The 23,784-nt window shown below is 48.1% G+C and carries 17 protein-coding genes; 11 read left to right on the forward strand and 6 right to left on the reverse strand.

Features of this window, described 5'->3' with window-relative positions; genetic code table 11:
- Positions 1 to 118: 118 nt before the first annotated feature.
- Complete coding sequence (locus tag O3C43_05395) at positions 119 to 1,147, reverse strand: adenosine deaminase (GenBank protein MDA1065918.1); 1,029 nt, start codon at positions 1,145 to 1,147, stop codon at positions 119 to 121.
- A gap of 991 nt (positions 1,148 to 2,138) precedes the next feature.
- Here O3C43_05395 and O3C43_05400 point away from each other — a divergent pair.
- Entirely contained in the window at positions 2,139 to 3,020 is an 882-nt protein-coding gene (locus O3C43_05400) for an SMP-30/gluconolactonase/LRE family protein (GenBank protein ID MDA1065919.1), read from the forward strand.
- A 217-nt stretch (positions 3,021 to 3,237) separates the two neighbouring features.
- Here the strand turns inward: O3C43_05400 and O3C43_05405 are convergent, their stop codons facing one another.
- Positions 3,238 to 4,056, reverse strand: coding sequence for a hypothetical protein (locus O3C43_05405; protein MDA1065920.1), 819 nt, complete (start codon positions 4,054 to 4,056; stop codon positions 3,238 to 3,240).
- A gap of 67 nt (positions 4,057 to 4,123) precedes the next feature.
- Between O3C43_05405 and O3C43_05410 the strand changes: the two genes are divergently transcribed.
- Positions 4,124 to 4,411, forward strand: a complete 288-nt coding sequence (locus tag O3C43_05410; protein MDA1065921.1) for a 4a-hydroxytetrahydrobiopterin dehydratase — start codon at positions 4,124 to 4,126, stop codon at positions 4,409 to 4,411.
- Here O3C43_05410 and O3C43_05415 read toward each other — a convergent pair.
- On the reverse strand, positions 4,401 to 5,159 hold the full coding sequence (locus O3C43_05415) for a hypothetical protein (GenBank protein MDA1065922.1): 759 nt from the start codon (positions 5,157 to 5,159) through the stop codon (positions 4,401 to 4,403). The genes O3C43_05410 and O3C43_05415 overlap by 11 nt on opposite strands.
- 269 nt (positions 5,160 to 5,428) lie before the next feature.
- Between O3C43_05415 and O3C43_05420 the strand changes: the two genes are divergently transcribed.
- Positions 5,429 to 6,385 (forward strand): nuclease-related domain-containing protein, encoded by a 957-nt coding sequence (locus O3C43_05420; GenBank protein ID MDA1065923.1) that lies wholly within the window; start codon positions 5,429 to 5,431, stop codon positions 6,383 to 6,385.
- 82 nt (positions 6,386 to 6,467) lie between these two features.
- Here the strand turns inward: O3C43_05420 and O3C43_05425 are convergent, their stop codons facing one another.
- Positions 6,468 to 7,634 carry a hypothetical protein gene (locus O3C43_05425; GenBank protein ID MDA1065924.1) on the reverse strand — a complete coding sequence of 389 codons (1,167 nt, stop codon included), beginning with the start codon at positions 7,632 to 7,634 and terminating at the stop codon, positions 6,468 to 6,470.
- 112 nt (positions 7,635 to 7,746) lie between these two features.
- Here O3C43_05425 and O3C43_05430 point away from each other — a divergent pair, with 112 nt between their 5' ends.
- Together O3C43_05430 and O3C43_05435 are read left to right on the forward strand one after the other, a co-directional pair.
- Positions 7,747 to 9,339, forward strand: a complete 1,593-nt coding sequence (locus tag O3C43_05430; GenBank protein ID MDA1065925.1) for a hypothetical protein — start codon at positions 7,747 to 7,749, stop codon at positions 9,337 to 9,339.
- 4 nt (positions 9,340 to 9,343) lie between these two features.
- A complete protein-coding gene (locus O3C43_05435; GenBank protein ID MDA1065926.1) occupies positions 9,344 to 10,702 on the forward strand; it encodes an MFS transporter in 1,359 nt (452 codons plus the stop codon).
- Positions 10,703 to 10,709: 7 nt separating this feature from the next.
- Here the strand turns inward: O3C43_05435 and O3C43_05440 are convergent, their stop codons facing one another.
- The gene (locus tag O3C43_05440; GenBank protein ID MDA1065927.1) at positions 10,710 to 12,206 is read right to left on the reverse strand and encodes a PLP-dependent transferase; all 1,497 of its coding nucleotides are present in this window, start codon (positions 12,204 to 12,206) and stop codon (positions 10,710 to 10,712) included.
- Positions 12,207 to 12,321: 115 nt separating this feature from the next.
- Between O3C43_05440 and O3C43_05445 the strand changes: the two genes are divergently transcribed.
- From O3C43_05445 to O3C43_05455, 3 genes are all read left to right on the forward strand, one after another.
- Positions 12,322 to 14,151 carry a hypothetical protein gene (locus tag O3C43_05445; GenBank protein MDA1065928.1) on the forward strand — a complete coding sequence of 610 codons (1,830 nt, stop codon included), beginning with the start codon at positions 12,322 to 12,324 and terminating at the stop codon, positions 14,149 to 14,151.
- Complete coding sequence (locus O3C43_05450) at positions 14,136 to 14,759, forward strand: hypothetical protein (protein ID MDA1065929.1); 624 nt, start codon at positions 14,136 to 14,138, stop codon at positions 14,757 to 14,759. Before O3C43_05445 ends, O3C43_05450 begins: the two co-directional genes overlap by 16 nt.
- Positions 14,760 to 14,840: 81 nt before the next feature.
- Complete coding sequence (locus O3C43_05455; GenBank protein MDA1065930.1) at positions 14,841 to 15,356, forward strand: glycine zipper domain-containing protein; 516 nt, start codon at positions 14,841 to 14,843, stop codon at positions 15,354 to 15,356.
- A 318-nt stretch (positions 15,357 to 15,674) separates the two neighbouring features.
- Here the strand turns inward: O3C43_05455 and O3C43_05460 are convergent, their stop codons facing one another.
- Positions 15,675 to 18,179 (reverse strand): DEAD/DEAH box helicase, encoded by a 2,505-nt coding sequence (locus tag O3C43_05460; GenBank protein MDA1065931.1) that lies wholly within the window; start codon positions 18,177 to 18,179, stop codon positions 15,675 to 15,677.
- Between the two features lie 150 nt (positions 18,180 to 18,329).
- Here O3C43_05460 and O3C43_05465 point away from each other — a divergent pair, with 150 nt between their 5' ends.
- The 3 genes from O3C43_05465 (at position 18,330) to O3C43_05475 (ending at position 23,783) form a co-directional block, all read left to right on the forward strand.
- Complete coding sequence (locus O3C43_05465; protein MDA1065932.1) at positions 18,330 to 21,242, forward strand: plastocyanin/azurin family copper-binding protein; 2,913 nt, start codon at positions 18,330 to 18,332, stop codon at positions 21,240 to 21,242.
- A gap of 49 nt (positions 21,243 to 21,291) precedes the next feature.
- The gene (locus O3C43_05470) at positions 21,292 to 22,365 is read left to right on the forward strand and encodes a hypothetical protein (protein ID MDA1065933.1); all 1,074 of its coding nucleotides are present in this window, start codon (positions 21,292 to 21,294) and stop codon (positions 22,363 to 22,365) included.
- A 128-nt stretch (positions 22,366 to 22,493) separates the two neighbouring features.
- The gene (locus tag O3C43_05475) at positions 22,494 to 23,783 is read left to right on the forward strand and encodes a Gfo/Idh/MocA family oxidoreductase (GenBank protein ID MDA1065934.1); all 1,290 of its coding nucleotides are present in this window, start codon (positions 22,494 to 22,496) and stop codon (positions 23,781 to 23,783) included.
- The last annotated feature ends 1 nt before the right edge of the window (position 23,784 follow it).

Here is a 23,784-nt window from a genome sequence, read left to right on the forward strand (position 1 = left end):
TGACTCATTGTTCTCATTTTATGCATTGTTTAGCACAACATGTCTCCCATTTTTCGGGGCAGGCTCACAACAAAATACTCTTTCCCTTGAAGACATCATTAGAAGCCAATTCCGTATTTCATAACTTTCTATCGACCTCTAGATTCTCCTCACAGTAAGCTTTCAGCTCTTCTTGGAACGCCTGTCGTTTGGGTTCATCGAGCAGTGCGGCTGAGAATCCGTTACAAGCGATTTGCGCGAGCTCCTCAAGCGAGAAGCCTAGGTCCTGGTGAAGCGCGAAATACTCTTCACTCAGGCGATTGCCAAAAAAGAAGGGGTCGTCGGAATTGATGGTCACCGAAACACCGGCATCAAAGAGTTGGCGAATGGGATGTGCGGTCATGGAGGTGACACCATCGACTGCCAGTTTGACGTTACTTATGGGGCAAACATCCAGGGTAATATTTTTCTCAACGAGACGCTGGACGGTAGCAGGGTTTTCAATCGAGCGAACGCCGTGCTCGATTCGTTGAGCTTTAAGATCATCCAGGATAAGATCTACAAAACCTGCACCCATAAATTCTCCGGCATGGGCTTTGGTAAATTTTCCAGCTTGCCGGGCACGCTCCCAGACATCGGCCGTCCAGGGTTCTACTGGTATGTATTCGGGGCCATGCAGATCGATACCGTCCAGGCCCTCCCAGGTAAGACATTCTTCAATGAGTTCCCTGCCCGCTTCCTTGTAATCGTCGTGACACATACCGGCAAAAATCCTTAACTCCAGATCAGGCGGCGCGGCGCTGCGAATAGCATCCAACAACGTGGGTCCTTTGTCTTCCATGAATAACAATACCGGCAGATGGAAACTGGTTTCAACGTAGCGGCAACCCTGAGCGGCACAATTGCCAAGAACGATTTTGGCGGCTTCGCCATATCGTTGGGCCGAGGTGAAGAAGGTGGAACAGTAATCTTCATACAGGTGCATAAACTGGTCGAAACTGTCATAACGAAAATCATCATCCCAAAAGGCAGGTGGATTCGCGTACTTCACCGGGTCCAATTTCTGTAATAACTCGAAGGGACAGGCACCCTCCATGTGTAGGTGCGTTTCTGTTTTAGGTAGATGGCGAACAAAACGTTCAAGAGCGGGATCAGCGGTGTAAGGCATGAAAATAATCAAGCCAACGCCACCTCAACGGGGCAAGAGTTATGATGTATCCTAATCTTCGGGATGAAATAATACCAACCACTGATCACTTAGAGCAGCAAAGCCGCAACCAATGTTGAGCACGGCCACTGATTGCTCAGATGTTGTAGTAGATTCCTAACCACGAATGGACGAATTAGAAGGTAGGGAACGATCGCTGAGCGGTCCGATATGTTGAACGGTTGGTTCGTGCATTTTTAAAATATTTGGACCTACAAGCTAACGGAGGGAACGGAGGGGAAAATTGCCATACAACTCTGTTTCCTCGGTTGCCTCCTGTCTTAGCCTGAGCAATGTCGAATGGTTCAAAGCATTTTTCTAAACGACGGAAAAAAGATACAGATTTTAACCACCAGTCTACGGCAAGGCTGGGATGATTTTCACTGATGAGAAACAACCAAACTATTCGTCCATTCGTGGTTAGTTATTACTTTTCAAAGGGAGCCTGTTTTCAGTGTTTCGCGTAATTCAGTGCTTTTCGTAGTTAAACTTTTGTTCTTCGAATTTATTTTAATACCAGAATCAATATCAATAACTACGAAAGGCGCTAAAAAACGCTAAAACATAAGAGCAAATCAATGCTTGCTGAAGGAGCCGTAATCTTTCTTTCGCGTTATTTTGCGTGTTTCGTAGTTTCTTTTTCGCTCCTGGTAAGTCAGAGCAATCAGCGGTTCATAAGATCACGCCTCGGTAGTTCAACTTACTTCGTTGGTCCACTAAATCTGTATAAGGGTCAAGCGTCCTGCCAGTTCGTTTTTGAAGAGTATCCACAGTCAAATAAATTGTTTTTCATTATTTGGACTATTGGGGTCACTGTAAATATCCAGGCAGGAGGCCTGGGCTACTTTATTTCAAAGTCGCCGAGTCTACGGAAGGGGCCTCAATATTTCTTCAATAAAGAACGAATGATTATCGTTTGCATGCTAACGAATTTCTAGCTACACCCCACTTCATGATTCGTATATTTCTTATTTCTCTACTCCTCACTCTCCCGTGCTTCTTGTCCGCTCAGGACCTCGTTTTTGCCGAAGGTTCAGAATGGGAAATAGTATCCGACGATCATCAGTTTGCGGAAGGTATGGCCTGGGATTCAAATGGTCATTTCCTTTTCACCGACGTTCCGCGAAACCAGTTGTTCCGGGTCGATAAAAACACAGGTGAGAAAACCTTAATAGATGGAGAGACGGGACGCGCAAACGGGATAGCGGTAGGTCCCGATGGAAGGCTTTATGGTTGTGCGAGTGGCAACAATGCCATCAACGCCTGGGACCTTAAAACCGGCAAAAAAACGGCGGTGAATTCAGGGACGCCTTCCAACGACATCGCGATTCTCAAAAACGGAACCATCTTTTATACCGACCCCAATTCAAAGTTGGTCTGGCGACTTGCCGCCGGATCGTTCGAGCGAAACCAGGCAGCGACCCTGCCCTGGAAACCCAATGGTATCGCTCTTTCACTGGATCAAAAAACGTTACTGGTTGCGGAATTTGATTCAGACACGATTCACGGTTTTCCAATCGGTGAAGATTCCCGACTGACTGGAACAAGCTTTCCCGCCTACCGGCTCGGGATGCCATCCGACAAGCTGGGGAGACTCGACGGCATGGTGGTTCTGCCGGATGGGAGATTACTCAGCGGAACCAACCTGGGAACTCAAATCGCCTCCCCGGTCTATGCCGGTTCAGGTGCAGCTCCACTCATTATTATTCCATCGCCCGAAGGAAGGCCCCGCTGTAACTACGTGCGGATTAGTCCAGACAATCAGTGGATGTATACGGCTTACGCCAAAGATGTCCTTCGCCGAAAATTGAAGCCTGGGTTTGGACAACCTTAGAGCAAACTAAACTTATTCGGTTGGCGAAAATGGTAGGGCGGTTTGTACAGGCCTAAACCGCCGTTTCCGCGACAGCTCGCTCCTGCTACGCTCATCCGAGCTTCGCCGGACAAGTCGGCGATGAGTCCAGCGAAGTTTTCAAACGAAGCTGAATCGAACCCTATCTAAATCAGAATAGTAGCGACTACTCATAATGCTCTAATGGACGGAAGGGTTCCTATTCTACCACCACACGAAAGAAAATGGGAGCGGCGGGAGCATTAGCAAAGGTGAGCATATTGGTGCCGCTCATATCGAGCTCGTCCCATTGTTTAAGATCGGTGCTGGATTGAACGGTATCATTATCGACACCAAACTCCGACAAGTTCTCCCAGGTCAGATTTATGCTCCCGTCTGGATTGTAGACAAAACTGGTAAGCTCAAACTCGGGCGGAAGTGGAATGGGTTCGAGTACGCGATAATCGGCCGGCCCATGCAAACGTGCACCCGTTGGATCAATCAGCTCAATACGTCTGGTAAAAGCCGTAGTTGGAATCCACAGACGTTGATCAGTCCACACTCCCCCTACCTCGGCCTCGTCGGAACGTTCATCAGCACTCTCGTTGTCCACACCCCCTTGACTCCACTGAGCGTGATCCGCAATGGAAGCGCCATTACCAAAAAAACTCTCGAAATAAAGCTGCATCCCGAAGGGTCCGCGGTCGAAGGGCCCGGCAAAGCCACCACCGCCACCGATGGAAATGAGGTTGATATTATTAGCATCCACCATCGGAGCATTATTATCCCAATAAATAAACAATGAGGCACCTGCTGCGATGGTAACACCATTCAATCCACCTGGACTCGAATACTGGCGGATTTGATTCTCATCGTGGGTGCAAAAACGCCAACCATCCAAGCTAATCGGCGCATTTCCAAAATTAAACAGTTCGACCACATTGTCCTGAAAATTAATAGACCTGAATTGGATCTCGTCCACTGCCTGAACCGTTTGAAACAAAAGAATGAATAGAAGGGTTAGAGAGAGATTTTTCATGTGGTGAATTGTGGCCCAAATTATTGCTTTCAAATAAGACGAAGGAACGACAGATTGGAAACAAAAGATGACTTCGGAAGAAATAAAAACGGCTCTGGAGAATTTGCCAGGATGGAAGTTGGTAGAGAATAACCAAGTGCCACAGCTTGAGAAGGCCTATAGCTTTAAGAACTTTGTGGAGGCACTTGCATTTACCAATCAGGTAGGTGCCTTAGCCGAAAAAGAGGATCACCATCCAGCCATATTAACCGAATGGGGAAAGGTAACACTGAATTGGTGGTCCCATTCTGCGAACGGTGTCACAGAAAATGACCTTAAGATGGCTGCGATGGTCGAACAGCTAATTACTTCGTAATTTTCAAGTCGCTGTAATGAGCGACGGTGGAGCCTTCGAACCAAAGCGCGACCGAGCCCTTACCATTTGCACCAGATTTAAGGTCGTTTACAATGAGAGTCGGCTGGTCGTTACCATGCACAAACAGTTTTGCGGTTTCTCCATCGATGACAATTTTCACTTTGGTCCACGTGGCTGGCTGAAGGTCGACATACGCTTCGTATTTACCAGGCGTTTCCTCGCGCAGACGAAACCAGGGATACTCTGGATGTGAAATATATTGGGCCGAATGATTGCGACGTTCCTGATCGTCGGCTCGGCCATTCGTAGGTCGCAGGTAAAAACAATCGTAGTGCTTCATGTCGGGCTGAACCCGAAATGCGACCCCCACAAATCCACGTGCTCCTCCAGAAGCCCCGGGTGCAGGTTCACCGGCAACTTGCAGCTCGATCGTTCCGTTTTGAAAATCTTCAGCAACAACGATGAGGTGGTCCACTCGACCAGCTTCACCCGCGGCGGGTCCACCCTGATTCCCGCCAGCGGCTCTTTGCTTTGCGGCCTCGGCCAGCTTCGCTTTCGCCTCCTCGGAAATCTCGGCCTTGAGCGCTTCCTTCCCTTTGTAATTCACCGAAGCCACCACCGCGTTGTGAGGCTTTACGTTATCTGGGAAAGAAAGCCCTCCCTTATGGTGATTTGCTAAAATCGTAAAAGGGGCAGAAACGGCCAGAACGAAGGTTAGGGAGCAAAAAGTTTTTGAGAAAGTTTTCATAAAGATTACGAGACCAGGGTTAAATATCCTTATAAACAAAGGTGTTTACGAGGATCATTTGAAAAGAAATTAGAGGTATCATCATTCGATTCAGAATGCAAAACTGATTTCGCTAACTTTTGGGGCGCAGGTGGGTGATTGAAGATTTCGCTAATAAGGATTAAAATAATCCGAAATTCCTCCACGCGTTGTCTCCCTCGCAGGCCGCGGCTTTAGTAGTTATTAATCCAACAGTTGGATAACCATTTTGAAATCAACACCACCCGGCTATGTTTCAGTACTACTTTGCATTTCTCCCGCTACTTATATTTGCCATTTTCGCACTCCTACTCTTCGCCAAAAAGTGGGGCGACGACCACCGAAGATCAAAAATCCATGACGAAAAACTGCTTCGGTCAGCCGGCGATAGCCGACGAACAGAAATCGAGACAATTGACGCGAAAATCAACAATTGTCTCGTGTTTATCGGTATCGGAGTAGCCGTTCAAATCATCGGCTTCACTTTTCTGACAAGCACTTTAAGCGGCACCATTCTGAGCTACCTTTTAGGAATCGTTAGCGTGACGACTGTATCGTTTACGCTTTGGTACCTGATCAAGACAACGCTCCTGATGTTAAAACGAAGTCGCTGCTCTGATGGGTATCATGGTGAGTGCATCACCGGGAATCAACTCAGCGTTCTCATGCTGGACGGGTATCGCGTTTTTCACGATTTGCAGTTTGAGGATATAAATATCGACCACGCCTTGGTTGGCCCAGCGGGCGTATTCGCGGTAGAAACCAAACTGCGAAAAAAGCGGAAGTCGCTCAAGGATCCGGTCGTTCGCTTCGATGGAGAGAAACTGCATTGGTCCAAAAAACGGGTTAACACTATTAGCATTCAGGACGCTTTTGATCGGTCGGTTATTTTAAAACAATTCCTCAGCAACGCTTTGGGCGGAACCGTTGAAGTAAAGCCACTTCTGCTATTACCCGGCTGGAATGTCGAAACCGAGCAAACAGGTAAAGTGAGTGTCCTCAATCCCAAACAGGTCCGTACCTTCCTTAAAGGAGTTGAAGAGTACGATGAAGTGGTTTCTGAAAGACTGATTAATCGCATCAGTCGTCATATAGCCGAGAAAGCGGGGTACCCGGAACCGATGAGTCAAAAGCAGGAGGATAAGACGGAGAAGGACGAAGCACTGACAAGCAATCCATCTTCCCTGGAGATCCCGGTTAACTCCTAGGAATCGGTACTATCCCCTACATTTCTCCGTCGATGGGCAGAGCGGCCACCCTGTTTTCGAACACAGGTGCACTTTCTCACAATTAACTGCTTAAACAGTCTTGCAGGTATTCCGCGGCTTTAAAATTTTGTATCACGACGATGGTTTCACCATTTTTGTGAATCCTTACTTCAGGCACATTGATCATTGGGGTCTTATGCGGAGCAAACAGAATATCGTCGTGCGTCGCGTTTTGGCGTTCGGCAAACAGATCGGGAGTAAGATGACCACCCAGATGGTCGCTGCGGCCAGTAGCAACATGGACGGTTCCTAAAACTTTCTCATCTTGAATATCGCGGCCTGAAACAGGGAGCACCTGGGTGCCAAAGCCAAGCTCGCCGATTTCTCCAGTAACGGGATCGCGGGTCATTTTCGCGTTGTGGGTATCGATGGTAGTTTGGTTACCTTCCAAGAGCTCAGCCGCCTGGATACGGCCTTCCGACACATTCATGATTCCGATAGTGCCGTCATCATAAAGCATGGGAAATTGTCCCTCAGCACCGTCAGGAACAAAGTAAACTTCGCCAGCTGGAAGATTAGCTATGTCCGGTTTTTTCCCAAGGCAAAGTCCGTGACTCTTTTGCGCTTCTTGTCCGTTCAAAATGAGCTTCAATGTGTAGGTCTCATCACCCACGGTGAAATCAATTTCAGCGAAGTCGGATTTTGTCATGCCCAACCGAAGTTTCTCCGCCTGAGCCGAAACTTCATTATAATCTACCGCAAGACCGGAGCGCAGAATGATGTCGTTCATGCCATGCATGGTAGCTCCGCGGAAACCGATCACTTTTGCAGAAGCGGTCAAGGGTGCAGTGGCTGACTCCGTCGAAATACAAAGAATTAAATCGTACGGCTTGTAGACGTCCTCAACCAGGCTGAGCTGGTTGCCTTCGATGTCATAACAGTCCTCCGGCAAATCAAGATTGGAGCCTCCCGTGCGCTTGTAAGCGAACATTTCGCCTCCGGAAAATCCGAATTCTTCAGCAACCCCGTTCTTCAGGCCGAGGTAGAATTTTTCATAAGCGTGACGCTGAATCGTGAGGGACTCGTCTTTCAAAAAGGCGAAGTCTTTAATGTCACGGGGGTCTTCAAGGTCGATCAGTATACAGACCTTTTCACCTGGTTCAGGATCGAAAACCGTTTTGAGTAGGCGTCCCAAGTTGAAAGGAGGAAATGCTTTAAGATCTTCTTCTGTGGTAAGTGTTTCTAACATGTCGTATTTTTATTTTATGTACTTGATTTGTAAATTGTCGCGTGCTGCAAAACGATAGTTCCAAAGTAAATTCGTGCAATAATTGCGTCCACCCACTAACTAATTGGAATTTATGTCGCCATCGTTTCCATATCCTTACAAGAAAAATGTCGTTTTTGGCCTTTGGCTACTGACATGGATCTTTGCCTGGATCGACCTGCCGATACTGGCACTTTGGCCCAGCGTCCTGGCGTTAGTCTCGGTCCTGTTGTTAAGAAAAGTGATCGGAGGACTATTGGTGGGCGGTTCCGCTGGTGCAATCCTTCTGGCCAATGGAAATCCCATAAAGGCGTTTCTTGCCTTTTTCACCGAACACCTGATTCCATCGCTTCAAAGTGGATGGAATCTGAGCGTACTTATTTTCACCCTCCTCTTGGGTGGATTTGTCGCCCTGATTGAGAAAGGCGGTGGTATTCAGGCGTTGGTGCAACGTTGGCTCAAGAAATCGGGTTCTCTAAAGAAACGGGTACAGTGGTCCGCTTATGGACTGGGCCTGGTTTGTTTTTTCGATGGCTTGGCAAACAGCCTCCTGGTGGGGAAATCCCTGACACCGGTGGCTAAACAGGCCGGAGTATCCCGGGAAAAATTGTCCTACATTGTGGATTCCACCAGCGCAGCCGTCGCGTGCGTGGCGGTTATTTCGACCTGGATTGCTTATCAGCTATCCATGATTCAACAGGGATATGAAGCCGTTGGAATACAGAACCTAAATACCTTCGGACTATTTTTTCGCTCTATCCCGCTCAATTTTTACTGCTGGTTCACTCTGGGTCTGCTGGCTGTGGTCATCGCTCGAAACTGGAATATCGGGCCAATGCGAGAAGCGGAAGCCCGATTGGAATCCATTAAACAGATCCCCGTTAACAATTCGACACTTTCAACCGGAGCCTGGCGCGCAATCGTCCCGTTAGCCCTCCTGATTTTCGGATTAATTGTGGGACTTTACCTGGACGGCGTTGAAGGAGGAATCTTTCCGATATCTTTCACCAAGATTGCGCAAGCTTTTGGAGCGGCGGATGCTGCAAAACTTTTAGTAAGCCTTAGCGCCTTAGCTTGCCTTGTAGCCTATTTGACAAATTGGTCTGCCCTCAAAAATGAAGATGCCGGAGAAGTATTTATGGGAGGAGTTCTTCACCTGTTTAAGCCCTGCCTGATACTGATTAGCGTTTGGATACTCAGCAGCACCATTAGAGAGCTCGGAGCATCGGAAGTATTGTCCGGCCTATTGGAAGGAAATTTACCCGTTGGACTTTTTCCGGCCACCGTTTTTCTGGTAGGAACTCTCATCTCATTTACAACCGGCTCATCCTGGGGAACGATGGGAGTTCTCATGCCGCTGGCCTTGCCCGTTGCAATTAACCTGGCAGGCGGTCAAGGCGGCCTGGACTCGATATTGATTCCGGCAACGGTCGCGGCGGTTTTTAGTGGCGCGGTTTTTGGCGACCATTGCTCTCCACTAAGTGACACAACCATTGTATCGTCGATCGCCTGCGACATTGAACCACTGGATCACGTACGAACTCAAATTCCCTATGCGCTCATCGCAGCTGGTGTGGCGTTACTGGTTGGTTTTGTTCCGAGTGGGTTCGGATTACCGAGCTGGGTCAGCTTGATTATTGGTTTTTCGTTCCTGATTGCTCTGCCTAAAGTCTTTAAAACGTCCTGATCGAATGTCCCATCCGACACCCCAAATAATTGCCAGGCGCAATGTAAGACTTTTCATCGCATTTCGGACGCTCTTTAACGCACGATTCTACTACCCCATATTCGCGATTATATTTTTAGACTTCGGGCTAAGCATAGAACAGTTCGCATTGTTGAACGTCATTTGGGCAATCACCATCATATTGGCGGAAGTACCATCCGGAGCACTCTCGGACCTATTCGGACGAAAGAAACTGCTCCTGTTCACCTCCATTCTGATGGTGGGTGAAATGGCGATATGGGCATTTGCCCCGAACAGTGATCCCACCGTTCTCTTTTGGGTTCTCGCCGCAAACCGGGTGCTCAGTGGTCTTGGCGAAGCTTCGGCGAGCGGATCCGACGAAGCGCTGGTCTATGACTCCCTCGAACAGGCCGGAATGAAAGATCAGTGGTCCAACGTTCTTGCGCAAACTCAGCGGTTCCAATCCTTCGGATTCATGGTCGTAATGATAACGGGTGGTGTTATCTACGACGTCGGGTTTGTGCAAAAAGCAAGCGACTTACTTGGGATGTCATTGGAAGTGACCAAAGCCACGATTTTACGTTGGCCCATTTACCTGACCTTATTGACCTCCCTGGGGACGCTTTATGTAGCTGCCCGATTTACCGAACCGAAATCTCACAGAGAATCAAACGACGCACCAAAAATAGGAGAAACATTTAAGCAAACCTGGCTGGCAGCGAAATGGATTGGACGGACTCCTTTTGCGCTTATCGTAATCGTGGCGGGAGCATTCGCGGACAGTGTGATCCGGATGTTTGTTACATTGGGGAGCGAGTACTACCGCTTGATTGAATTTTCTCCGCTGTATCTGGGATTTATTGCGGCCGGTATCTCAGGGATAAGTATTTTCACGGCCAGTTTCAGCAAGTGGCTCGTCGACAAACACAGTCCAACCTTCAATTTCTTTGTCATCACAACCATCGCGTTAGTCGCATTTTTTGGAGCTAAATTTTTCATTCCCTACTATGGGCTGATTTTCTCAGTCATGCTCTTCATGGCGTTTTCAATCACCATGTTTGCCGTATCCTATTACCTGAATCACATAACGGATAAAACGATGAGGGCCACGGTCCTGAGCTTCAAGGGCCTGGCTTTCAATCTCGGCTATGGACTGATCGGCTGGCTCTATGCGATGCTCGGCTATTACCTGAGAGGGAACCCGAGTTTGGCTGACGATAAGGATGCCCATTTCATGGCAGGCTTTGGCTATTTTCCCGGCTACTTTATCGTTGGTTCAATCGGAGTAATTTTATTCGCACTCTGGAAATGTCCAAGGCCGACAAAATCATTTCATTCGATCGAACAACCCGAAGAAGCATAGCTCGAATTTACAGCGCCTCGCCAAAAGCAGCAATGATCTGCTCGATCGGTTCTGTCCCGACAGAGATCCTGACCAAGTCCGGATTAATACCATAAGCATTCAGGTCTTCGCGTCCCTGCGCTTGCGATACCAGATCGTAGTGAGCCATATACATAAAAGGACTCATCAAAGTAATTTCCATACCGAAACTTGGGCCCTTACTTATTCGACAAACATCGTAGAACTCAGCCAAAGGCTTTACCAGATCGATGGTTATCATACTGCCCGGACAATCAGCGTCTTTCTCAATCTTTTGGTAACGCTCGGCGTTGTCGGCTCCGTAGGCCCAATGGGTAGCACGAACTCCAGGGTGCCCTTCAAAAAAAGCAGCCAGTTTTAGGGTGTTTGCGTTCACGGTTTTGGCCACGCTTTCCACATTGGGTAACTGATCGGCAACGCGTTTTACATCTCGATGGTAAGGAGGCTCGATGTGTTTCCTGATTAAGGTCTTGAGCTCATTGTAGAAAGGAGAATCAGCTTGAAGTGCCACCGCTCCCATCATCACGTCGCCTTCATGGGAAACGTATTTGGTAAGACTCGTAACCAACACATCCGTAAAAGGCAAAACGTCTACATTGACGATTGAAGCAACGGTTGGATCGACCACCAAGGCTACACCGTAGGTACGAGCAAGTTTTAAGAGACGCTCAACGTCGGGTGTTTGAACCAACGGGTTGGTCGGCATCTCTGAAATGATGCCAGCAACCTCAAATCCTCGTGATTCCAAAATGGATTCCAGCGCATCGAGGTTGGTCGGATCCTGAATAAAAATTTTGTTTTCATCGTCCCCAGCGAACTTGTTCAGAATTTCGTAGGTATCGACATACATCCAGCCGAGTTGAATCCAGTAGGTGCGATCTTTCTTGGACTGGATTTCCTGAATGGCCCGAAAGGCGGCATAGACAGCGCCCATGCCGGAATTGGCTAAAAAAACATCTTCATTGGTTCGAGCACCTATCTTTTCGGTCAGGCTGTCCTGGACGTTCTCAAAGGCATTCTCATCTGGAACAGAGACCTCACTTGAAATGAGTACGGATGCCTCAATGAGAAGATCTTCTGCTTGTCGGGAAGAAATCCGACACCCGGTGTGCTGCAAAAATTTCCGTGCTTTGATTTCAGCGGCCTCATCTTTTTCAACACCAACAACGGCGTAAGCCTCATCGGCAATCACCTTCACATGCTGAAAGCCCACATAGCGTTGCAGGTCCTTCGCGGCGTGGGTCGAGCACAAACAATGCACGTGCATTTCTTCGAGTCCAAATTTGGTTTGTAGAAACGCTTCCCATTCCACAACACGATGATGAGCAACAAATCGAGGATAGGCGATTTTTAGCTGCGCATGTGCCTCTGGATTCCGCTCCTCGTAACGAATCACATCGTCCAAGGTAGGAAAGCTTACCGAAATTGCGTGCGGAAGATCGGGGATCGGTGTTGCGAAGGAAATCTGCTTACTTGGAATATCCACAAAGTTATAGGATTTGGAAAAGGTTGGAAGCCAAGCACCCGATCACAGAAATTCAACCGTTTTCGAATGGCTTTCGGAGTTTGTCTTGTATCGATACCTCAATCGCTCTACCTAGATGTCTCTTTTCTTTGGGTCAGAGAGCATGATTGAGCAATTAAAACAATGGTTTATCCCTAGCGCTACGGTAGTCATCCACCTGGGATCGGGTCGCAAACAGGTATTTCGCAAAAAGAAGTTCACCATCGGTTTTGGCTCAGTCAACACCTGGAACCTTGATACAGAAAAGCCACATGCCAGTCTCTTATTATTCCAGAAAACGAAGTCCTCGGTAGGGGTGACGCCGGCAAACCCGGACGACACGCTCCTTCTGGATGGCAAACCCTGGATGGGCGAAATCCTGGTCAAAGAAACGGATTACACCCTACAGTTAAGGGGAGAACAGTTTCTACTTTGTCATACCGAACAACCCAAAGCCTGGCTAAAACGGATACAACTCGATCGATGGTTGGTCTTCGAGCCCGCTACCGGAGAGATCTTTGGACCGTTGGATAAACTCCAGCTGGAGCCTTGGGTAATCGCTGAGCGAAAAGATCCCGAAGAATTAATTTATTACCCGGAAGGATCTGCAAAAGGGTTCTACATCAGCCAGGTCGTCGACATGGAACTGCCAGCAGCTAAATCTCAAAAGGAAATCCTGAAAGAGCGGCTAAAAGAACACCGCCCTTACTCAATCCGCACACCAGGTACAAACCCACACCAGGCAAAATGTCCTCATTGCTGGAGCCCATACATCGATGGTGAGCTTCTCACCATTGCCATGCATGAAACGCTCAGAGGCGATCCCCTTTTGGGTGAGGACGACATGCTCCGCTTTGAAGCGGATTCGTTTAATGATAAGGGCGCACCTTTAGATGCAACCGGCACCCCTTGCCTGGAAAAGGCTTGCCCTCAGTGCCGATTGAAAGTCCCTCATGGCCTCGGAGATATCCCTCAAGCCTTCATATCTGTGCTCGGATCCCCCGGTGCCGGGAAAAGCTATTTTTTAGCGGTAATAACCGATGAACTACAGAAGAAAGCTTTCGAGAAATGGAACTTTCATTGGAAGGATGCTGATCCGACGGCCAACGCACCGCTGAACAGCATGCGGCATCGACTATTCAGCGCACAAAACGCAGCGGACGCTTACCTGGCGAAAACCAGTTTGGATGGCCATCTGTATTCAAGAGTGAATCTAAACGGTCGCCCCACCCTTTTGCCCAAACCATTCACCTACATACTCGAGGGAGAGAACAGACAATCGCAGAGCCTGACATTTTATGACAACGCGGGTGAACATTTTCAGCCTGGCTCCGACGGCACGTCCAACCCGGTAACTCACCACTTGGCTCATGCCGACCTATGGTGCTTTCTTTTCGATCCGTCCAAAGATGCTTCTTTCCGCAAGCATTTGAAGTCATCCAAAGATCCTCAATTGACCAGACGCTATCCAACCGAAAGCCAGGAGCTGTTGTTGTCGGAGCTAGAAAATAGGATCCGTGTGCTTCATCAACTCTCCCCGTTAGGAAAGCTAAATACCCCCCTGGCATTTATAGTCAACAAGTCCGACATGATACACGACTGGGAACCCATGGGAAAACTGAAGGATCCATGGAACGGCAGACATTTCAATTCACTGATTGTTGAAGATAATTCACAAATCCTGCGGGAAGGATTGCGCGAACGGGTGCCGACCATCGTTGCCCGGGCAGAATCGCTTTCTGAAAAAGTAATTTATTTCGCCTCTTCTTCATTAGGTCACTCGCCGAGACAGATTAAAACCGGCGAACTAAGCCCGATCCCCAAGAAGATCAAACCGAGTGGCGTCGAGATACCCATTTTCTGGTGGCTTAGCAGCTGGTCGACCGTGTTTAACAACCAAAATAACAACAAATGGCAAAACAGCTGATTTTCGGAAGTGTTCCTCACGGACTTCAGCCCGGACGCAGCGGATATTGCTTGGTAGCTGGTCATACCGATTTACCTAATTCCCTCATTCGCCAGTTGGAACAGGAAACAAGTGTTTTCCCTGAAGGAGTTGAGGTGGTTCCACCCTGTCATAAAACCAGAATGGTTGGAGATAAAGAATGGCACCTCTTCATCCATCAAACGATCAATATCAAAGACTACACCGGTCGTTTGAGTGGCGTTACCCATGTAATTGCCGAACGGGCTGATAACTTTTCCACTGGTACACACTCGGAATCCTTCCTGAACAATTTCACAGGTTGGATTACTGAGATTCCAAAAATGCCCGAGGTATTTGGAGAAGAGAAAGAAATCGATTTGGGTGGTTTTCAACGCGTTCGAAATGACCCACCATTAAAGGAAGCTCAACCGGTCGGGCAGTCAACCGGGCCAACGTTCCGCTTAGACTCGACCGCCGAAACGAAGCGACCCGTACCCAGGCCGAGAAGCGGTATTTATTATGAGCGTAAGCCTAAAAGAAACCGCCTGGGTTGGTGGTTCGCAGGTGGACTTCTTATTGTGATTATTGTTTTTGTAATCACTCGGTAAATCGAGCCCCTAAATTAAAAATTATTTGATGAAACCCAGTGGATATTTCGGGGTTCCATACCTAGAATCTAAATCATTCCAATGAAAATTAAACTACTTAGTATTCTATTAGGCGGAAGTATTTCCCTCATTTCATTTTCAGGCTGTGAAAGCGGCCAAAAGGCAAAGCAAGGAGTCGCCTGGGGAGCGGCAACCGGAGCGGTACTTGGAGCCATAGTGGGTCACCAAAGCGGTGAACGAGGAGCAGGCGCGGCTATTGGCGCGGCCGGAGGGGCACTGATTGGCCATGCCGTTGGCGATGACAATGACGGGAAAGTAGCACAGCAGCGACGTAATCAAACCGACCTTGAAATTGCGCGCGCCAGACAAGCGAAGGCGGAAGCCGATGCCAAAAAGGAGCGCCTTATTGTTACCGGAATGAAGGCTGAGGATGCCGAAATTCTTGCAGCAAAACAGAAAGCGGAGGCGGCAGAAGCCGAGCTTGCCCGCCTTCTGAAAGAACGGGAAGACGCCATCGCCAAGGCTAAAGCATTAGAAAGCTACGAACAAAGACAGAAAGAAGCCCAAGAACAGATCAAAAATTTGCAAGGCAGCTGATAAAAAAAGCGCAAAATCTCCTCTACAGGATAATTTAACGCTACAGTTGAGGATGGTGTGAGAGCGGTGAAAACCGCTCTCACATTTTTATAAAACTCCCCGACGCAAGCATCTGGGTATCTGAAATACAAGAACAAGCTCTTTTCTCTTTTGCTCGCAAGATTCCAGCAGACATCGTTGGTATTCGATTCGCGACCAAGGTCACTCCTACAGCTACTTTCGCGGGTCAAAATGTAGGAGCCAGCTTGCTGGCGATCTCATCAGAGATTCAGAGACCAGCAGAAATCCCACAATAATTTTGTGGCAAAACGTCAGATACTAATCGTCCTTGGAGGAGGACAACAAAATCAGGTCGCTCAGCTTGGTGAAGTAGGACTTGAAATCTTTCATTTCTGACAAGTTTCCAATGACCTGATCGAAAAGGTTCCGCTTGGAGGCCTTTAGATCCATGATGCGTTCTTCGATGGTGCCTTGGGTGATTAGCCGGTAGACAAAAACCGTCTTGTCCTGCCCTATACGGTGAACCCGATCAATGGCCTGGTCTTCAACCGCTGGGTTCCACCAGGGATCCATCAAGAAAACATAATCGGCGGAGTGTAAGGTGATACCCGTTCCTCCGGCTTTTAGACTTACCAGAATAATTCCTGGCCCTGGTATATCTTGAAACTCAGCTACCGGTTTTTGCCGATTGGTGGTACTACCCTTGAGTTCGTATATGGGATAACCTTTCAGGTTTTTGCGGATCGCCGATTTAACACGGTTGAGAAAAGAAACAAACTGACTGAAGATCACGACCTTGTGCCCGCTTAAAAGAACATCATTCAAACGCTCCAACAGAATAACAATTTTTCCACTGTCCGTATAAGGATGCTTTCCCCAGGGTGTCAGGTCAGGATCACAGGCAACCTGCCGCAAACGAGTAAGCAGAGACAGAAGGTTGAAGTTTTTACTCCTTACGATATTGTCAATATCGTTACCCAATTCCTGAATCCCTTCAGAGGTCAGTTTTGCATACTCCCGTTTCTGAACATCAGTCATTGGACAGAGTAAATCAGTCTCCACCTTGTCAGGTAATTCTTTAGCAACTTCCTTTTTGGTTCTCCGCAAAACGAACGGCGAAATCTGTCTGTTCAACCTGGGTAAAAAGGTGGCTGGATCATTATCAAGATTTTCCTGAAATGCTTTTTTTCCTCCCAATAATCCAGGCATTAAAAACCGGAATATGGACCAAAGATCCTGCTGTTTATTTTCGAGGGGTGTTCCCGTTAGAGCCAGGCGGAATTCAGCTTCAACCGAAAAACAGGCCTGACTTACCTTGGCATCAGGGTTCTTGATCGATTGAGCTTCATCGAGAACCACATACCCAAATTTAACATCTCCGAGGAGGTGTTTATGTCGGCGCAATTGCGTGTAACTCGACAACCAGATCGTCGGTTTTCCATCCTCTTTAAATTGGTTTCCGCTACGCAAAACTTCCAATTCGGAGCCCGGAAACCAACGACTGAATTCATGCTGCCAAACCGGCACAACACTCGCCGGACATACAATCAGATGAGATTGGTCTTTGAGTGAGTCTTGTTTAAGTAAGGAAACGACCTGGAGTGTTTTCCCCAGACCCATTTCATCCGCTAAAAGACCGTGGCAGCCCGCCTTGCGCAGTTGAGAAAACCACTCCACTCCATAGCGTTGATAGTCGCGAAGAAAATCCGGCAGTTGGAGCGAATTCTCTTTCCCGGCACCTATGAGATCTTGATGCCACTTCCTTAACTCGCTGGACAAGGAAACCTTCAAGTGGGACCGGCCAAACAAAGAAAGTAGTAAATAGCGCGGTATAGCATCCCCAGCAAAAGTGGACTCAACCTCCCTATACTCACGGATGATTTTCCCCTGCCTTTCCCCTACTCTTACAATTCCAATATTCGGGATGAAATGGAGGAGGTTTCCATGTTTGAAAAGAGCACGACCTTCTTCACGGACAAGCGTTTTTCCTTCTATGGAAAAGCGCCAATCGAGCGAGGCATGTTGGCCTTCGAATGATTCCGCGACAACCTCAAGATCCACTTCGTGTATCGCTTGAGAACGTTTTTCCATCGCCTTATCCATGCGAATATCGAAGTGCTGTCTCCAGCCACGCAATGCACTCGAAATGAAGGGAGGCACCAGTGCTAAATTGTGTAATCGATAGACTGCTTTGTTCTTAACAAACTGAAATTCACTGCGATGGGCCAAACCGGCCAGGCGAATAACCTGTTCACGTTCTTTGCTCGTCGGCTCCATGTTTTTGGGTGCGGTCTTAAGTGCAGGAGTCATCGAGCCATCGTCGTTAACCCAGGATGCATTTAAAGTGAGCCCTTGTTGATCAAGCACCAGGAACAAATCCAGAACACGAGTCGGTTCAACCGGTTTACTGGGTGGCTTGATGACTTCAATAAGCTCAGGCTCGTCCCCCTCAACAGGTTGGACTTTTTTTTTGAAAACCTGATACGACGGAGCCGCCTCTTCGACAACGATCTCTTCAATCTCATAGAATCCGGCGACCGCTATGGCTCGACCAAAGGGTCGATGATTACTTGAGGAGCGTACTTCAAAGGTCCCATTTTTCCAATCGATCATGGCGTAGGACTCTTTTTTATCGAATTTGCAATGGATGATTGCGTCTTCCTCGGTCAGTTCAACTTCCCGTATTTCCCCACTTCTATAAAGACGACGACCCGCCTCAATTTCCTCCTTTGAAAACGCACGTTCCCAGTCCTGCGTAAGCCGATCAAACCACTTTTCGATGGCTTGCCTGGTAAATAAACGTTTGGCGTAACGGGCGTACATATAAACCTTTGATCATCGCCGATTGAGCTAAGGCAGGGCAATCCCTTTTTGAAAAAATCGGCCGTAAAAACCCTTTCTGGCTTTGATCGTGCAAAAAAATGGAGGAGTCGTTTAGTAGAAGGTTCACAATCATAGAAATAAGTCCCATATATGGAAACAAACCGCTCGTACCCCATTTTTACATTTTTTGTGGTGTTCCTCGCCCAGATCCCACTTTTGGCGCAAACAGAGGGGCTGAATGTAGCGGATCCATTAATTTATTCATACGCTGATCCAGCGAGAGGGCGTGAAGAGCACCGCTACTCTGATCATCCCATCAATGAGTTTCGCCTGTACGACTTTTACCAACGCCAAGCTGATTATTATATCGAATCCGGGGAAGTTCCCAAGATTATTCCTGCCTACCCGGGAATGGAAGCGGGTCTAAACGGCCATTGGGGAAAATACAACCAGTTCGACCTCTACGACGATATCTGGAGCCGAATGGATAACGGTCCGATCGTGACCTCAGTCATCAGGCAAGGCGGAGATCAACTGGTAAAAGCCATCAATTTAAAGTTGGGTGAGGATCAATCCGTTTTCGCCACTTTTGACCAACTCCAGATGAGTTACCGCATGGTTTGGAAGGATGAATTCCTCACCTACCCTGAAGTTCGTTGGGGCATGATGGGGCTGGTTCAACCGGCAACCGATCCATTGCTTCAATCCTGGAGCAACGCCTGGTCGAAGACTACCCAGTGGGAAAAGAATTACGAAACAGCTGAGTTGGATTACAAGGGATTCTTTCGTTATGGGAAGAAGGCCATATTCAATTATAAAGTACACGGAACAGCAGTCCTGGAAAACCCGGATGCGATCAGGGCTGGCAAGGACGCCATTTTTATTCGCACGCTTCATTTTCCGGAAGGAGCCCAACAACTGAATCTGAAGTTTTTCAAAATTCCAAATGGACAGAGTCTCTCCTCCGTTGAAAAAAAGAACGGGATTCTGCTCACGGCGATAAGGACTCTGCCCGGAAGTTATGGTCTGGCGGTAAAGTCATCCACCGAACTCGATGGACTGAGGATCGAGCAGTCAGACGATGGATACCTTTATCTGGCTATTTCAGACCTCGAAGCTGGAACCACACTTACCACCTATTCGTGGAATGCAGAACAAGAGCTTTCTCAAATCCAACCAGCCATACAGGCCCATGCTCCAGTGGATCTGAACGACTACATACGAGGTGGACCTACACACTGGCCAGAAGAGTTTACCATGTCGGGCGAGTTAGGCGAAGGAGACGATCCCTATGTAATAGACACCATTCCTGTTCCACTCGAGAACCCGTTTGCATCACCCATGTACCTGAGCGGATTCAGTTTCTTTGAAAATGGCGATGCGGCAGTAGCCACCTTCTTCGGCGATATCTGGCTGGTAAAAGGTATCAACGACAATCTTGAGAAAGTGACATGGAGGCGAATCGCTCAAGGAACCAATCAGCCACTCGGTCTCGAAGTTGTTGATGGAAAGATTTACGCCATCTGCAAAGACCAGATTACCATTTTCCACGATCTGAACAATGACGAGGAAATCGACTACTTTGAAAACTTCTGCAACAGCTTCATCACTTCTCCAGGTGGCCACGATTACAATACAGGTCTGCAACGTGACTCAGAAGGAAATTTCTATTTCGCGACCAAACACGCTGGTATCTACCAGGTATCTCCGGATGGGAAAAAGATAAAGATCATCGCGGATGGTTTAAGGAATCCGAACGGGATAGGAGTGGCGCCAGACGGCCGTATCTGGGTCACGCCACAGGAGGGGCAATGGAATCCAACGTCTATGATTTTCCACGTAAAACAAGGCGACTTTTACGGGCATTCCTATCACACCCAGGACAAGATGATTGAGCCTGCGACGGTCTACGTTCCTCGCGGCATTGATAATTCAACCGGAGGACAGCTTTACATAACGACCGAGAAGTGGGGGCCCATGAAGGACAAGCTCATTTCCTTATCCTATGGGACCAACACTCACTACCTTGCGTTGGAAGACACGAGTGGACCGCGCGCTCAGGGGGCCATAGTTCCTTTGAAAGGAGATTTTATATCCAGCATTCACCGAGCCCGCGTGCACCCTATCGATGAACAAGTCTACACCGTAGGGCTTCAAGGTTGGGGCAACTATTCCCAAACGCACGGATCCTTTGAGCGTATTCGCTATACGGGAAAACCGGTTTATCACCCCATGGGATTCCAGGTTTTCCAAAATGGGGTACGGGTCGATTTTGACCATAAGCTCTCTTCAGAAAGCTCCGAATCCGTTAAAGCCATTTTTGCGCAGCAGTGGGAGTACATCTACACCATGGGTTATGGCTCACCCGAGTTTTCCATTCGAAACAAAGGGAAGTTGGGACACGACCGTTTAAACATCACTTCCACCCATGTTTCAAATGACGGGAAATCCATATTTGTGGAAATTCCGGATCTGGTTCCAGCCATGGTAGTTTACCTGCGCATGCATCTCCAATTTGCAGACGGTACTCCTTTCAAGACCGACCTGTTCGCCACCGCCCTTCATTTGGGAAAAGCGTTTAAGGACTTTCCTAATCCCTTGCCCATCGTGCCCGGCAAACCTCAGGAAATTGAACTGACGATAAAGATGCCACCGCCGATTCCCGATGTGGAGCCCGGCAGCGACGAGCCGGGACGCCCGATTCACTTGAAGGCACTAACTGGTCTGATGTACGACAAGACACGCATTTCAGCGAGTCCGGGCGAACGCATCTCACTCACCTTGGAAAACACAGACGTCATGCCTCACAATTGGGTCATGGTCAGTTACGAAGGCTATGTGAACGTAGGCGAGAAAGCGGACCTGATGGTGAGCGACCCGGATGCGGCAGCGAAGCAGTATATTCCTGAGGACAAGGACGTCATGCACTTCACCCGACTGCTGAATCCAGGGGAGAAGCAAACGATTCACTTTAATGCTCCCATCGCTCCGGGACATTATCCGTTTCTCTGCACCTTTCCTGGCCATTGGAAGGTCATGCGCGGTTATTTAATTGTCTACTAGAACTGGAATCTGTCATCACAGTATAGAACTTATTGTTTAGTCCCCACTTATGAAATTTCCCAGAACCGGTTTTTTGTTTTCCACCTTGGTCGCCCTGACGGCCACAACGAGCGGATTTAGCCAAGCGCATACGCGGACCTCCTTTACTAAGGATGAACTAATCGCCAATTCATTTTCCTGGCTGGCTAACGATGAAAATCGTGACGACCTGCACGTTTACAAATTGAGCTGTCCTGGATGTATCGAAGAATTAAAGTCAGCCTTCGAAAATGATCCAAAGAATATCGGGTTGGTAAACTTCAGTACTTATAAGAAGGAAGATCGTCCTCTAGCTCAGATTTTGGTGGCCGCAACCCTTTCCCATGACGATGAAATGAAACGGTCAGAAGTCTTTGGTGAACTACTCAACACCTATGTGCATTCGGCCGATCAATTCCAAAGAAAACCAAAAGAGTGGCTGTCTATTTGCATTAACTTTTGGAATCAGGATGGGTATGCGATTGATAACCCAACCTTATGGGCCGATGCACTCAATTGGATGGACAGGCAAAACCGTATCAACCAGTTGATGGACATGAATCAGTTTCCGGGAAGTCTGGAACTCAAAGAGGTAAATCAGATACCGCCCATCACCAGAGAAACCTTCCGCGATCAATACGCATTCGTAGCGCTTTCTCTACCTTGGCTGAAGTATCCCGAAGTTCATCCAATACCAGAAATACCGCAGGCCCAAAATCACCCACAACAACTCCCAGTGGTTATTCTCAATCCCATACAGCAATTTTCGAATGCCGAATGGGAAGCTCAAGCGCACACAGCAAAAACCGGAGCATTCTGGAACTTTGTAGGTGACCCGGATATAACTCTTCATCCACGTCTCCTCGAGTTTATAGCAGCCATGTTAGAACTACCGACTGATCTGGAAAGGCAAGAAGCTTTTAGCAAAGCAATTGAACAAATTGCCAATAGTAAATCAGCGGGAGCGAAAAGTTTTCTCGCAACTCTTCCACGCGTAAAAGACCTGCCAAAAGTAAGTGCAGAACGCAAAGAGCAACTCATCGAGGAAGCCCGCCGGATGATGAGCGATTTCCTCATCTATGATAGGCTCAGAAATAGTCCTTAATCCGGAAACGAAGGATAGACCAGACCTAAAAAATAACATCGCCCACTCAAAAAATGTTCAGTAAGACTTCACCTATTAATATTAAATCTCAACCAACCCTAAGGTTTCAAAAATAAGGAGATAACACTATGGAAAAAATTGTTTCACGACGAAACTTCGTAAAGAGCACGGCTACCGCCTTAGCAGCTACAAGCATCTATAATATCGCAGGTGCGGCTAGTCACAAAACTGCGACCGTAAAGGTAGCCTTGATTGGTTGCGGAGGTCGCTCCAACCGGGATATGCCCAACTTCATTACAGCCTGTGAATTGCTAGGCAAAAAAGCTGAGGTCGTCGGCCTGGCCGATGCCTACCAGGATCGACTGGATACAGCCGCTCAAAAATATGGGGTCGATAAGGCGAAATGTTTTGTCGGCTTCGAAGCCTATAAACAAGTGCTGGAGACCGACGCCGAGTTTGTAATCATGGCCACACCACCCAATTTCCGTGCGACTCATTTGGAAGCGGTTATCAAATCCGGGAAAAACGCAATGATCGAAAAACCGATTGCGGTGGATGCACCCGGTTGCCGCAAGGTCATCGAGCTTGGTAAAAAAGCGAAAGAAAAAGGACTCGCAATCGTCGCCGGAGTGCAACGACGCCACGATATTAAATGGCTGACCAATAAAGCAAAAATCGATGCAGGCGCTATCGGCACCATTCTTGGAGGAACCGTAGCTTGGAATGGCACCGTTCCCTGGATCTGGGGTCGCGAGCAAACGTGGGACGACCGCGAATACTTGACCCGCAACTGGTTGAACTGGAGTGAGATGTCAGGCGATCACATCACTGAACAACACGTACATAATCTAGATGTGGCGAACTGGTTCCTGGGACGTCACCCAGAAAGTTGCGTAGGTTTTGGAGGCCGCGCCAGACGAGAATCTGGTAATCAATATGACTTTTTCAGCCTGGATTTGGATTACGGTGACGGCGTCCACATTCACAGCCAATGCCGTCAATTATCCGGTTGTTTCAATCGGGTTGGCGAGTTCTTCCGAGGAACCGAAGGTGAGACCTACGGCGACGGAAAAATGAAAGGCAAAGATGTGAAAATCCCAGAAATCGTGGTCGATTCGGACGATGGTTCTGTTCAGGAAATGGTCGAACTCATTCGAGGTGTTTACAATGATAAGCCCTTGAATGAAGCCCAAAGTATAGCGGAATCCACGGCGACTGCCATCATGGGACGCTACTCTGCCTACACCGGCCAATTGGTTCAGTGGTCCGACTTGATGCAGAATCCAAAATCAAAATTCTACAATCTGACTTCGGGTCCATCCGCAAAAGATTTTGAAAAGGGTAATGTAAGCGCGCCACGCGAAAACGTGGTGGCGGTTCCAGGAGACGGAATCGCCGTTCGCAGAAAATTCGCCTGAT

Source organism: Verrucomicrobiota bacterium (genome assembly GCA_027622555.1).
Taxonomy (GTDB): domain Bacteria; phylum Verrucomicrobiota; class Verrucomicrobiia; order Opitutales; family UBA2995; genus UBA2995.

Coding starts and splice junctions, on each gene's coding strand:
- O3C43_05455 (MDA1065930.1), top strand. CDS start 14,841: ATGAAAATTAAACTACTTAGTATTCTATTAGGCGGAAGTATTTCCCTC.
- O3C43_05445 (MDA1065928.1), top strand. CDS start 12,322: ATGTCTCTTTTCTTTGGGTCAGAGAGCATGATTGAGCAATTAAAACAA.
- O3C43_05415 (MDA1065922.1), bottom strand. CDS start 5,159: ATGAAAACTTTCTCAAAAACTTTTTGCTCCCTAACCTTCGTTCTGGCC.
- O3C43_05400 (MDA1065919.1), top strand. CDS start 2,139: ATGATTCGTATATTTCTTATTTCTCTACTCCTCACTCTCCCGTGCTTC.
- O3C43_05435 (MDA1065926.1), top strand. CDS start 9,344: ATGTCCCATCCGACACCCCAAATAATTGCCAGGCGCAATGTAAGACTT.
- O3C43_05420 (MDA1065923.1), top strand. CDS start 5,429: ATGTTTCAGTACTACTTTGCATTTCTCCCGCTACTTATATTTGCCATT.
- O3C43_05460 (MDA1065931.1), bottom strand. CDS start 18,179: ATGTACGCCCGTTACGCCAAACGTTTATTTACCAGGCAAGCCATCGAA.
- O3C43_05405 (MDA1065920.1), bottom strand. CDS start 4,056: ATGAAAAATCTCTCTCTAACCCTTCTATTCATTCTTTTGTTTCAAACG.
- O3C43_05470 (MDA1065933.1), top strand. CDS start 21,292: ATGAAATTTCCCAGAACCGGTTTTTTGTTTTCCACCTTGGTCGCCCTG.
- O3C43_05410 (MDA1065921.1), top strand. CDS start 4,124: ATGACTTCGGAAGAAATAAAAACGGCTCTGGAGAATTTGCCAGGATGG.
- O3C43_05475 (MDA1065934.1), top strand. CDS start 22,494: ATGGAAAAAATTGTTTCACGACGAAACTTCGTAAAGAGCACGGCTACC.
- O3C43_05430 (MDA1065925.1), top strand. CDS start 7,747: ATGTCGCCATCGTTTCCATATCCTTACAAGAAAAATGTCGTTTTTGGC.
- O3C43_05395 (MDA1065918.1), bottom strand. CDS start 1,147: ATGCCTTACACCGCTGATCCCGCTCTTGAACGTTTTGTTCGCCATCTA.
- O3C43_05465 (MDA1065932.1), top strand. CDS start 18,330: ATGGAAACAAACCGCTCGTACCCCATTTTTACATTTTTTGTGGTGTTC.
- O3C43_05425 (MDA1065924.1), bottom strand. CDS start 7,634: ATGTTAGAAACACTTACCACAGAAGAAGATCTTAAAGCATTTCCTCCT.
- O3C43_05450 (MDA1065929.1), top strand. CDS start 14,136: ATGGCAAAACAGCTGATTTTCGGAAGTGTTCCTCACGGACTTCAGCCC.